At 43.5% G+C, this 12,618-nt stretch carries 11 protein-coding genes and 2 riboswitches; of the genes, 6 read left to right on the top strand and 5 right to left on the bottom strand.

Annotation, left to right across the window (positions count from 1 at the left end; all coding sequences use genetic code 11):
• Positions 1-359: 359 nt before the first annotated feature.
• On the bottom strand, positions 360-1,001 hold the full coding sequence (locus tag ACP69U_RS07820) for a hypothetical protein (protein WP_201581610.1): 642 nt from the start codon (positions 999-1,001) through the stop codon (positions 360-362).
• Positions 1,002-1,391: 390 nt separating this feature from the next.
• Positions 1,392-1,712, bottom strand: coding sequence for a YcgL domain-containing protein (locus tag ACP69U_RS07815; protein ID WP_045451381.1), 321 nt, complete (start codon positions 1,710-1,712; stop codon positions 1,392-1,394).
• A gap of 235 nt (positions 1,713-1,947) precedes the next feature.
• Positions 1,948-2,085, top strand: a riboswitch (glycine riboswitch).
• Positions 2,086-2,140: 55 nt separating this feature from the next.
• Positions 2,141-2,300: riboswitch (glycine riboswitch) on the top strand.
• 188 nt (positions 2,301-2,488) lie between these two features.
• Here ACP69U_RS07815 and gcvT point away from each other — a divergent pair.
• From gcvT to ACP69U_RS07785, 6 genes are all read left to right on the top strand, one after another.
• Positions 2,489-3,676, top strand: a complete 1,188-nt coding sequence (gene gcvT, locus ACP69U_RS07810; RefSeq protein WP_314884732.1) for a glycine cleavage system aminomethyltransferase GcvT — start codon at positions 2,489-2,491, stop codon at positions 3,674-3,676.
• 69 nt (positions 3,677-3,745) lie between these two features.
• Positions 3,746-4,126, top strand: coding sequence for a glycine cleavage system protein GcvH (gene gcvH / locus ACP69U_RS07805; protein ID WP_011280078.1), 381 nt, complete (start codon positions 3,746-3,748; stop codon positions 4,124-4,126).
• A gap of 258 nt (positions 4,127-4,384) precedes the next feature.
• A complete protein-coding gene (locus ACP69U_RS07800; protein ID WP_314884735.1) occupies positions 4,385-5,155 on the top strand; it encodes a nitroreductase family protein in 771 nt (256 codons plus the stop codon).
• Between the two features lie 76 nt (positions 5,156-5,231).
• Positions 5,232-8,129: an aminomethyl-transferring glycine dehydrogenase gene (gcvP, locus tag ACP69U_RS07795; RefSeq protein WP_314884736.1), complete on the top strand. Its 2,898-nt coding sequence runs from the start codon at positions 5,232-5,234 to the stop codon at positions 8,127-8,129.
• A 337-nt stretch (positions 8,130-8,466) separates the two neighbouring features.
• A complete protein-coding gene (locus tag ACP69U_RS07790) occupies positions 8,467-9,087 on the top strand; it encodes a hypothetical protein (protein ID WP_045451377.1) in 621 nt (206 codons plus the stop codon).
• Between the two features lie 110 nt (positions 9,088-9,197).
• Positions 9,198-9,887: an esterase/lipase family protein gene (locus tag ACP69U_RS07785; RefSeq protein WP_314884737.1), complete on the top strand. Its 690-nt coding sequence runs from the start codon at positions 9,198-9,200 to the stop codon at positions 9,885-9,887.
• A gap of 39 nt (positions 9,888-9,926) precedes the next feature.
• Here ACP69U_RS07785 and ACP69U_RS07780 read toward each other — a convergent pair whose 3' ends face one another.
• From ACP69U_RS07780 to ACP69U_RS07770, 3 genes are all read right to left on the bottom strand, one after another.
• On the bottom strand, positions 9,927-11,261 hold the full coding sequence (locus ACP69U_RS07780) for a ribonuclease D (protein ID WP_426138248.1): 1,335 nt from the start codon (positions 11,259-11,261) through the stop codon (positions 9,927-9,929).
• Positions 11,262-11,419: 158 nt separating this feature from the next.
• Positions 11,420-12,013, bottom strand: a complete 594-nt coding sequence (gene recR / locus ACP69U_RS07775; RefSeq protein WP_426138247.1) for a recombination mediator RecR — start codon at positions 12,011-12,013, stop codon at positions 11,420-11,422.
• A gap of 117 nt (positions 12,014-12,130) precedes the next feature.
• A complete protein-coding gene (locus ACP69U_RS07770) occupies positions 12,131-12,460 on the bottom strand; it encodes a YbaB/EbfC family nucleoid-associated protein (protein ID WP_045445429.1) in 330 nt (109 codons plus the stop codon).
• Positions 12,461-12,618: the final 158 nt, after the last annotated feature.

Below are 12,618 nucleotides of genomic sequence, written 5' to 3'. Positions count from 1 at the left end.
TTAGGGCTGTCAAGAGCCAGAAAAGGCTTAGAGGCAATTGATGGCAAATAAATAATCATTTAGATTAGCACAGCATGATTGATTGCCAAAATACTCATGCGTTCGCAGTTGTTGAAAAATAATAGATGCCTTGAACGCCTATTGACGGTTGGTCGGCACAGTTATAAAACGTTTTTTCATAAAAAAAGACACGCATGGTGTCTTTTTTTATGGTGCTTTTCATTCACAGTATTTTTATTGATAGCGTCTTTTATGTAGCCACCATAAACCTAAAGCACAGAGCCAGTCATCGCTAGCAAAAATTTAATATCACTTTACTGACGTCACTTTACTGATGGCACTTTATTGATGTTGCTTTACTACTTATCGAGCTTTTCCATATTAGGATTTTTAGCTAAACTGCTGTCTTTTTTTAAGCTAACGTCTGCTTTAGGGTTAGCCGCTAAAGGCGTTTTATTAGACGGTTCAGCAACAGTGGCTTGATCGGTTAAAGTCGTGCCTTCTGTCAAATAATTGCCAGTCGTCAGCTGCATGGTCGCTTGTGTATCTTCTGCAGTACGACTGCGCGCTTTGTCTAGACTTGACTCAAAAGCACCGCGAATAAGCTGCCAAACGAAGCCCACAAACAAGCCGACCACTAACACCACGAGTATCGGCAGCATATTGGTAATCGCGCCAGCCGTGTCCTTCATCATAATCGCATAAACCACGGCGATACTAGCGGGGGCAATTACACTTGGATCGCCAAGGGCAGTACCTGGTGCCAATAACACAGCAAACAATATCATCCAACTCATACCGCCCAACGGCCGCGGCAGCATACGAGCGACCAGCAACCACAATACCAACACAATAACGACACCACCCAGATACGCGTACATCGGTAAGTCTGCGGGTGGCACGTCTTTTACCAGCTGTCCCCACCAAATAGCAATTTCGCCGAGAATATCACTAATGGCTTCCAGCGGTAAGCTGTTTATAATACCTTTTAACCAGTCCATGCGTGTGTAGTTACCTGCGTTTATAAATTGTGCAGCGCGTTTACGCGCTTAACGATAGACAGTGTGCTATTTCAACGAACCATAATATCGAATATATTATCGCCAAAAGCCCTTAAGACATAAGCACTTGAAACATGACCTTTTGTCTTGTCACTCATTTTGTCTTGTCACTCATTTTGTCTTGTCACTCATTTTGTCTTGTCACTCATTTTGTCTTGTCACTCATTTTGTCTTGTCACTCATTTTGTCTTGTCACTCATATAGCCTGCTAGTTTATCACGACTTTCTACCAAAATGCATGAGCGCAAATGTGTCGTAAACTTTTTCTTGCTGGCTGTCATGCAACATAGCCAAAAGAAGCTGATTAAAAACTCGCTTCAAAAATACCCATTAATCATAAATATTGTCTTGTGCTTCACGTGCACGTAATTCCGCTTGGCGGCGCATCACATCTTGCGGAGGCATTTGTACAAAATACCCTTGCGACTGTAATTTTGCCAGTACTTCTGCTTTATCAACGCGCGCAAGCGTCGGCGTATTGGCTAAGTCCAAGTGCATCACAAATTTACTGCGCCCTAAACTGGCACGGAAATCTTTTGGTAATACGCCAAGCCAATCTTTAATCTCGTCGGTATCATCAGGATAATCAGGACGGGCAATATAGACATACATATCGTTATGTTTGGGGAATTTATAAATATCACAATGCATAATAATGACCTATCAGAAACTATCGCCATAGATTAGCATATTTTGGGTGAATATCAGTAGTCGCTTTACGTTTTGCAATAGGCATTCATGCTAAATTGACTACTGCCTACCAACCGTAAAACGCTTTACTTATCGATACGGTATTGATTATTCTCACAAAAAATAATTTTTGCCAAAATTATTCACTTTAATCGCCTAGATGACTTGTAAAAGCGCGGTGAACCTTTCATAATAAAAGCGTTTTTCAGGAGAGAGTCTTGAGCAAAATATCAAGTGCGTTCATATTAATGAGCTGGCGCTGATAATTGCTACTTGACCACCGAAGGCGCATCCACCCTGCCAATCGCTCAGGTAAAAGGACTGAAAAAACACATGTCACGACTGTTTCGCTGTCTACCGTCAATTGCGTAGCACACCCAAACATAAGGCATAACAAATCTGGAGAGCGGTAAGGACGGACGACGCCTTACCCACCGAAGGGGAGAAAATGCGACATCATTTAATTTGGTTTTTTAAGGCTAGTGCTTTTAAAAACGTGCAATGATGGTTCGTGTTGAAAATCTCAGGTTACAGGACAGATAGGGCTTTTGCTTAAACCGACGTTCAGCGTCTGTTTGGCGGATTGCGCTATTTTTCTGTGCTACCCTTGGTTGCAATGTTTGCACCTTGCAATATTGCTTCTCGCTACTATGATAAGGCACATCAGCCCTCATACTTTGATACTTGTTTTTACGACTGGTTATCGAATGCAGCTGATGTCCACATAAGGATTTGTTATGACCACTACTCAAGATAACACTGCTCAAAGCGCCAACACTTCAGCCCCTAAACGCACCCCTCTTTATCAGTCTCACGTTGATAGTGACGGCAAGCTGGTGGATTTTTCTGGTTGGGAATTACCAATCCATTATGGTTCGCAAATCGAAGAGCACGAAGCGGTGCGTACTGATGCTGGTATGTTTGATGTCTCACATATGGTCGTCGCTGATGTCACAGGTAGCGATACCAAAGCATGGCTACAAAAGCTACTGGCCAATGATGTCAATAAACTCAAAACTGTCGGTAAAGCGTTATATTCTGGCATGCTCAACGAGCAAGGTGGCGTCATCGATGACTTAATCGTTTACCTAATGAACGAAGACGCTACTGAATATCGTATCGTCTCAAACGCTGCTACTCGTGATAAAGACATGGCGCAATTTGATAAAGTCGCCGAAGGTTTTGACATCAGCATCACTGAGCGTCCAGAGCTTGCCATGATTGCGGTGCAAGGACCAAACGCTGTTGAAAAACTCGCGCAAACCAAACCTAGCTGGGCAGATACTTTAGCTGGTCTTAAGCCTTTCGTTGGTGCTGATTTAACAGACATCGAAGGCACAGATTGGTTCGTTGCTCGGACTGGCTATACCGGTGAAGATGGCGTCGAAGTCATCATGCATGGTGATGATGCACCAGCGTTTTTTGAGCAATTAAAAGCCAATGGCATAAAACCTGCCGGTCTTGGCGCGCGTGATACCTTGCGTATGGAAGCTGGCATGAACCTCTATGGTCATGACATGGACGACAACGTCAGTCCTTACGAGTGCAACATGGGCTGGACACTTGCGTTAAAAGACGATCGTGATTTTGTCGGTCGTGATGCTTTAGTCAGTAAACGCCAACAGTCAAAAGACAATAGCTCTGCCATGAAGCAAGTTGGCTTGTTGCTAACGACACGCGGCGTATTGCGTGAAGGCATGACAGTCACCATCAATCAAGGCACGGACAATGAGCAAACTGGCATTATCACCAGTGGTACATTCTCCCCTAGTCTAAAAAATTCAATTGCGATTGCCCGTGTGCCTGCCAGCGTATCAGGTGATGATAGCGTTCAGGTCGATCTGCGCGGCAAAGGCAAGTTCGTTGATGTGCGTGTTCTGAAGCTACCGTTTGTCCGTAATGGCAAACAGCAGTTTGACTCGTAGGCATTATAAACCCTATTATTAACGTCCACTATTTTTGTTAACCATCCTCTATCATTTAGGAGAGAGACCATGAGCAATATCCCAGCAGAACTAAAATACATCGCCAGCCACGAGTGGTTACGCTTAGAAGACGACGGTACTATCACTGTTGGTATCACTGACCATGCTCAAGACCTATTGGGTGACGTGGTATTCGTTGAATTGCCAGACGTGGGCGACATCATCGCTGTTGATGACGAAATCTCTGTCGTTGAATCAGTAAAAGCGGCTTCTGATGTTTATGCACCTATCTCAGGTGAAGTCGTTGCGATCAACGAAGCCCTAGAAGACGATCCAGAAATCATCAACTCTGACCCATATGGCGAAGGTTGGTTCTTTAGAATGAAGCCTGACAACATCGCTGACTACGAAGCATTGCTAACCGCTGATGAGTACGAAAACGAGCTGTAATAGCAGCTTCACTCTCTCGCTTAAAAGCGGTATTTTATTTAAATGCCGCTACTTATAACCTTAAAAAACACAACTTGTTATGACAGATATTGGCGTCAGCTGATATCTGTACGTTTTTTCTTAGAATGCTTATCGCTCAATTTATTGCTTCCAATCGCTATCTGATTTATTCATATCAATTACTTGTCAGGCGCTATTAAAGAGACGTACTCAATACTGCCCCAAGTTGATCACTTAATCTCCAGCATGGATTCTCATATGAACCCTGACACTGATAATGAAGCAAACGCTCAAGAAAAATTTGCCACGCCTGATAATACACCGCAGCTGCAAGCGTTTCGCGAAGTGGTTGAATCACGTCGTTCAGTGCGCCGCTTTACCGACACACCGATACCTGATGATGTGTTAGCAGACTGTTTGCGTTTGGCCATGCTTGCGCCAAACTCTAGCAATCTACAGCCGTGGGAATTTTATGTGATTGATGATGCGGACAAGCGCAAACGCGCGGTGAAAAACTGCATGAATCAAAATGCAGCGAAAACCGCCGCTCGTTTAATCGCAGTCGTTGCTCGCACCGATGTGTGGCATGACCATGCCAAGCAAATATTGCGCGAATACCCTGATAAGCCAGTACCCAAAAAGGTCAAAGACTACTATACCAAAGTCGTTGCCATGGACTTCTTACGAGGACCTGCCAATGTGGTATCAGCGGCTAAATGGGGTGCGACTCAAGTGGTCAGACGGGTAAAAGGTCCGATTAAATCACCTTACTATACTTTTGAAGACACCAAAAACTGGGCAACCAACAATACCGCCCTTGCGGCTGAAAACCTAATGCTTGCAATACGCGCGCATGGCTTTGATAGCTGTCCGATGGGTGGCTTTGATGAGCCTGCCATGAAGCGCTTATTAAATTTAAGCGACAATCAACATATCATTATGATGATTGGTGCTGGTGAGCGCGCTGATAATGGCGTTTACAACAGCCAGTTCCGCTTTGACCAAAAGCAATTTGTTCATTACGTATAAAATCTTAAACCGTCATTAGTTACTATTACTAGTTATTTTAGCCATCCCTTTATTACTCCCTTAACCAAGGATTGTCATGACTATCTCGCAAAACCCAACGTTTAATACCTTTAAAGGTTTATTCAACGAAGCTGAATTTGTCTATCGTCATCTAGGCTCTAATGAGACCAAGCAAGCTGACCTGCTCAGTGCCGTTGGTTATCAAGACATGGCGAGCTTCATCAACGATACCGTGCCAGAGCCAGTGCGCTTGCATAAAGAGCTAGATTTGCCAGTGGCGATGAGTGAGCATGCCGCGCTTGCCAAATTGCGTACCATGGCAGATGACATTACTGTTAATAAGAGCTATATCGGACAAGGCTACTCGCCAGTACGTATGCCTGCAGTCATTCAGCGTAACGTCCTTGAAAATCCAGGCTGGTACACCGCTTATACGCCTTATCAGGCAGAGATTGCCCAAGGTCGTTTAGAAGCATTGCTTAACTTTCAACAAGTATGTATTGATTTGACTGGTCTTGAGCTCGCTGGCGCGTCATTGCTTGATGAAGCAACAGCCGCAGCAGAAGCCATGGCAATGTCAAAGCGTGTGAGCAAAAGCAAATCGACGCAGTTTTTTGTTGATGACCGTATCTATCCACAAACCTTAGATGTTATTAATACCCGTGCCAAGTACTTTGGTTGGGAAGTGGTGGTTGGTGATTTTGAACTGGCTAAATCAGGCGATTATTTTGGTGCTCTCTTCCAGTACGTCGGTGTTGAAGGCGATGTTGAAGACTTAACCGACGTCATCGCTGCCGTGAAGAAAAACAAAACTTATGTGAGTGTCGTCAGTGATATCATGAGTTTGGTGCTATTGAAATCACCAGCAGATATGGGCGCAGACGTCGCTTTAGGTAGCACGCAGCGTTTTGGTATTCCAATGGGCTTTGGTGGTCCACATGCCGCCTACTTTGCCTTCTCTGATAAAGCCAAACGCTCAGCACCTGGTCGTATCATCGGCGTCTCTAAAGATTCACAAGGCAATACTGCCCTACGCATGGCACTACAAACTCGTGAGCAGCATATCCGCCGCGAAAAAGCCAACTCAAACATCTGTACCTCGCAAGTATTGCTTGCCAACCTAGCCGGTATGTATGCCGTTTATCATGGTCCAGGTGGCGTGAAGCGTATTGCAACTCGTATTCACGCGTTTGCCACTGCCTTTGCTGATGTCATTAAAAATGCTAATGACAGCAATTTAAACGTGGTACATGATCAGTTCTTTGACAGCGTCGTCGTTGATTGTGGCTCAGAAAAACTGGCCACTCAAATTTTCGAAAATGCTGACAATGTAGGCTATAACTTATGGCGTCTTGGTGAAACCAAATTAAGCGTCGCGTTTAGTGAAACCAGCGATCAGCATGACTTTAATGTATTAACTCAACTGTTTGTCAGTAAAGCACATGACCTACCAGAAGACGCTCGCGTTTCTCTTGATAGTGCGCACTTGCGTACCGATGCTATTTTATCGCATCCAGTATTTAACTCGCATCATACTGAACACGAAATGCTGCGTTATTTAAAATCACTTGAAGACAAAGATTTGGCAATGAACCGCAGCATGATTTCATTGGGTAGCTGTACCATGAAACTGAATGCCACCAGTGAGATGCTACCGATTACTTGGCCCGAATTTGCTAACGTGCATCCTTTTGCACCACGTGACCAAGTCACAGGCTACGTTGCCATGATTGATAGCTTGCAAGACCAGCTGAAAGCCATTACTGGTTTTGATGATGTGTCTATGCAGCCAAACTCTGGCGCTTCAGGTGAGTATGCTGGTCTGCTAGCGATTCGCCGTTATCACGAATCATTGGGTGAAACTGACCGTGATGTTTGTTTAATCCCTCAGTCAGCGCACGGTACCAACCCTGCGACAGCTATGATGATGGGTATGAAAGTAATCGTGGTTAAAACTGATGACAATGGTAACGTTGACATCGATGATCTAACTGCTAAGTGTGAAGAAAACAGCGCCAATCTAGGTGCATTGATGATTACTTATCCATCGACGCATGGCGTGTTTGAAGAAGGCATCCGTAAAATCTGTGATCTTATCCATAAACATGGCGGTCAAGTTTATATGGATGGTGCCAATATGAATGCACAGGTTGGCATGATGCAACCGGCTGACGTTGGCGCTGATGTACTACACATGAACTTGCATAAAACCTTCTGCATCCCGCATGGCGGCGGTGGTCCAGGCATGGGCCCTATCGGTATGAAATCGCATTTAGCACCCTTTATGGCCAACCATACATTGAGCCCTGTGCATAATGCGCAAAAAGACTGCTCGGCCGTATCGGCAGCTCCTTATGGTTCAGCAAGCATTTTACCAATTTCATGGATGTACATTGCCATGATGGGTCGTGATGGTCTACTAAAAGCGACTGAGCTTGCGCTATTAAATGCTAACTATGTCGCTGCTCAATTAAAAGACCACTACCCTGTCCTTTATACGGGCAAAAACGGTCGCGTCGCACACGAATGTATCATCGATATTCGTCCGTTGAAAGAAGAGACTGGCATCAGTGAAAGCGATATCGCTAAGCGCTTGATGGATTACGGTTTCCACTCACCAACGATGAGCTTCCCAGTTGCGGGTACCTTGATGATTGAACCAACTGAGTCTGAATCTAAAGAAGAATTAGATCGTTTCATCAGTGCCCTAAAATCTATCAAAGCCGAAGCAATGAAAGCTAAAGCTGGCGAAGAGGGTTGGACGTTAGAAGACAACCCACTGGTCAACGCACCGCATACCGCTGCGATGGTCACCAACAGCGAATGGACGCACCCATACAGCCGTGACACAGCAGCATTCCCACTGCCTTATATCCGCGCCCATAAGTTCTGGCCGAGTGTAGCACGTGTCGATGACGCTTATGGTGATAAGAATCTCATGTGTTCTTGCCCAAGTATCGAAAACTATATGTAGTTTTCAAATAAGCATGAACAGTTGATATAAAAATAAACCTCCAAGTCAGCAGCTGATTTGGAGGTTTTTATTTTGTATGTACTTTATCTGACTTGTTATGCTCTTAGCATGGTTAACTCTAAATAAAACAAAAGATGATCAGAATAGCCTGCTACTAATACATATTTTCCTTGCTTGCTGTGCGACTTCGTCACTGTAGATGCTACGTAAAACTTATCTCAGCAACACTTAATTCTTTTTAAATTTAATCGACTATAGTTAGTTAAAATCATAATTGTGTCTATAAGCAAACGCTTTATAATGATCTTCTCATTTAATCTTATGTGGAATAGCTAAAATGACTCGTGCAAATAAAAATACGACAGTGTCTAATCACGAGCCCATTCAGCTTGAAGGTGTCATACTCATAGCAGGCATCATGTTTTTTGCTGCTCTAGCCACAGTTATCAGTATCTATTTTAATGACTATAAGTTAAACATCAGCTGTGAAAAAAAACGACCTGATGAAATAGCAATCTGCCAAATTGTTAAAGTAAACCTACTTGATCAGAAGACTGTATTATTTGATGACCAACCTATTACTACTGCTAATATATTAGGAGTAGTAGTTTTTAACAGAAGTCCTAGCGCAGTTAGTAACAACTTCCAAAAAAAGCTGTGCAAAGCTCAATTATATGGTAGTTATGGAGAAGTAATTTGGAAAACTCAGCATTCTAATGAATGGTGGAAACAAAACTGCTTTGGATATGATGATAGTGGCGCTTTTATAGATTACTTAGAAAATCAAGAAATTGCAGAAAACAGAAAGCTGAATCACAACTACCAACTTGTTATCTATAAACATTGGGATAAGTACTTACTAAGCTTTCTAGGTTGGGCAGTGGTTTGCTCAATTATCCTTATTATATATTGCCATATAAGGTTGGGAATAGAACTCCGTAAAATGAGTCAAACTTGAGCTAGATTTAATATACATAGATTATATGAGTTATAAAGACTGGTTCTTCATGTTTTTAGCATTCTTTTTCATATGTTACCAAAACTATTTTTACTTTGTTGGAAAATGCCATGCCACAAAAAAACTGCGTCATTCTCATCCATGGTCTGCACCAAACCGCTTGGATCATGCGACCACTGGCCAAACGCTTGCAAGCAACAGGATTTAACACTCATCAATTTGGCTATCGTAGTATGCGTGACGGTATCAAAACCAATAGTGCCCGCCTAAATAGCTGGCTAGAAAACCATCATCACCCTGACCAACCGATAGATTTGGTCGGTCATAGTTTGGGCGGCCTGATTATTCGTGATTTTGTCACTACATATCCGCAATGGCAGATAGGACGCTGCGTGACACTTGGGACACCGCATGTAGGGAGTGTATGTGCTGACTATATATGGCGCTTGACCCCATCTGTGGTAGGGCGCTCATACATCGATGCCTTAGATGGCACCGTAGCGCCACTACCAAAACATATTACTCTTGGTGTGATTGCGGGTAATCGCCCTTATGGCCTAGGGCAGTTGTTTTTGCAATATCATAATCGCAAACTGCGTAAGACAAATAATATGCCATCAGTAGAACATCTACTACACGATGGCACCGTATATATAGAAGAAACCAAAATAGAGGCTGCCACGGATCATATAGTTTTACCAGTTTCGCATACTGGGATGCTGGTCGATAAAACAGTAGCCGCGCAAACCAAATACTTTTTACAACATGGACAGTTCGAGCATAACAAGCTTACGTCTTGAGAAAAGCATCATCTTTTATCAATGATAGAATCTTATGGCTTATCGAACATTGATACCCATACCCTGCTGCAACTCAGTTTTATGTTTTTTGATGACTGGAATCAGTGTGTTCATGACCCAGTCATTCCGCCAGCCTTTTAAGCCCTCTGGCAGCTCACTTAATTCCTTATCAAAAGCAATTACTTCATACAATTGCCCGAGCCACTTCTTACGCATCAATACATTGTCAGGTACGCCGGTTTTTTCTGCTTGGTCGTCTATTGCTTGTTGCACCGCTTTTGACAGCACTTTGTTTTTTGAGCGATACGGCGGTAATAGGCAATCAGGATATTCAGCAGGGTGCAGGTTTTTTGCTTGATTTATCACTTTTAGCAGCTCTTCGCCGTATAAGCGCAACATACTGCGATGCATCGTGGTTTTGTGCGCAAGCTCTCGCATATTGCTTGGTTTTTCAGTGATGATCTCGCGTACTGCTTGTTTTTTAATCACAAACGTACGTGGCTGATTGGTCGAACGCGCCAGCTCCTCGCGCCACGTCGCAACCGCTTGCAGTATCGCCATCTGCTGTGAAGTATAACGATAATCTGCCATTGTTAGGTACATTGCATTGTCTTCAACATGCTGAGCATCATACAAATCACTGGCATAAAGCTGGCAATCTGCCCATACATAATCGTACAAACCTTGCTTTTTTAACGCATATTCAAGACTTAAATAAAGCGCTGGCAAAAAGCGTACGTCATCAATCGCATACTGCTCTTGCTCGTCTGATAATGGACGTTGTAGCCAGTCCGACTGGCTTTGTTCTTTATCAATGTGCATGTCTAGCTGGTCGTCAAGCGCTTGCTGATAGCCCATTTGCAATTGACCCGTTAAGTAAGACAACGCAATTTGCGTATCAAATATATTGGTCAATGGCGGACAACCAGAGAGTAGATAAAAAATCCCTAAATCCTCACCACAGGCATGCCAAATCGCCACATCAACTTTGGCCAGTGCCTGCCACAGTTCGGTCAGTTGCAACTGAGGGGCATCTAATAAATAAATATGATTGCCAGTATTCAGCTGCACCAATGCCAAGCGCGGATAATAAGTATCACGTTTGATAAACTCAGTATCTAACGCCACCCGACCACAAGTTGCCAATGCATCGATCACTTCAGCCAAACCATTTTGCTCACGCACCCACGTGACAGCAGCTTCGTCGGCACTATCTAGCAGCGCATCAATATCTGGCTCTGACGGTAGATCTGCTGACTCTATTTTAGAACTGATTGATGGTGCTAATAAATCATCAGAAGCAGCAACGTTAATGTTGTCTACAAGGTTTGATTGGATGGCAGCAGTTGAAGCTGTTGGAGCATGGTTGGACACGGGCAGATACCTGCATAAATAGGAAAAAATAAAACGCTAAAAAGCGTCTCAATAAAAGTAGATAACAAGATACTAGTGAATCAATTATAACAATTTCATGAAATAAAATGGACAAGACTTGGTTTTTATAAAGAAGTTATAGAAAAAATGTCAGTGTGCTATAAAAATGAACGATTTTGTATCGCTTGTCCAAGGGTAATGCTATCAAGATATTCAAGCTCGCCGCCCATTGGCACACCTTGTGCCAAACGTGTGACCTTATTAACATGACGACTAACCGCTGCACTGATAAAGTGCGCGGTGGTCTGCCCTTCGACAGTCGTACCAGTCGCCAATATCAACTCTTCAACAGGCTCTTGCTTGACCCGCCAGACCAGTTGTTCAATATTCAAATCATCAGCGCTAATGCCATCAATCGGTGATAAATGACCACCTAACACAAAGTAGCGGCCACGGTAGCCTGCGGTTTGTTCGATAGCCATCACGTCTGCTGCCGTTTCGACCACACATAGCAAGGCATCATCACGGCGCGGATCTTGGCACAGCGGACAGATGTGATCATCACTGAAGCTGTGACAACGCTGGCATTCGACGATATCGCGCATCGCCTCATCAAGTGCTTGGGCGAGTGCCATGCCTTGTGGGCGTTTTTTGGTAAGCAAATGCAGTGCCATACGTTGGGCACTTTTTTGACCCACACCCGGCAAAATACGCAGCTGTTTAACCAGCTGATCAAATTTGGCTGTCAGCAAAGCATCTTCCTTTATTTAACTTAATTTAATTTAATTTATAAATCGTAGCTATAAAAATGGGGTCGTATCGTGTCGATAACAACCCCATTTTTGCCTTCAGTATGAAGTATTTAATGCTTAGAACATACCTTGCATACCAGGTGGTAGACCCATACCTGAGGTCGCGCCAGCCATGGTTTCTTCGTATAGCGCATCTGCTTGACGAACGGCGTCATTGATAGCAGCAGCGATAAGATCTTCAATCATATCTGGCTCATCTTCAAGCAAGCTTGGATCGATGGTTAAACGCTTAACCACATGGCGACCCGTCATGGTAACTTTTACCAGACCACTGCCCGCTTCAGCTTGCACTTCTTTATTCGCCAGCTCTTTTTTAGCGTTTTCAACGTTTGCTTCGACTTTCTTTTGCATCGTTTGTGCTTGTTGCATTAATGCTTGAATATTCATAGTTGCCTCTTTTGTTTTTTAATCATAAATGATTGATATTTTACTAGGGCGTGTCCTCAATTCAATTGATCATATCTAAACGGGCTAAAAATGGCTAAATGTTGCCAAACATCGTTAAATAGCTGGTTAATATCCCGATATTATCTGCGCTATTTTCC

Source organism: Psychrobacter sp. TWR1-1-1, from assembly GCF_049895865.1.
Taxonomy (GTDB): domain Bacteria; phylum Pseudomonadota; class Gammaproteobacteria; order Pseudomonadales; family Moraxellaceae; genus Psychrobacter; species Psychrobacter immobilis_A.
This window is presented reverse-complemented; position numbering and strand designations above follow the sequence as displayed.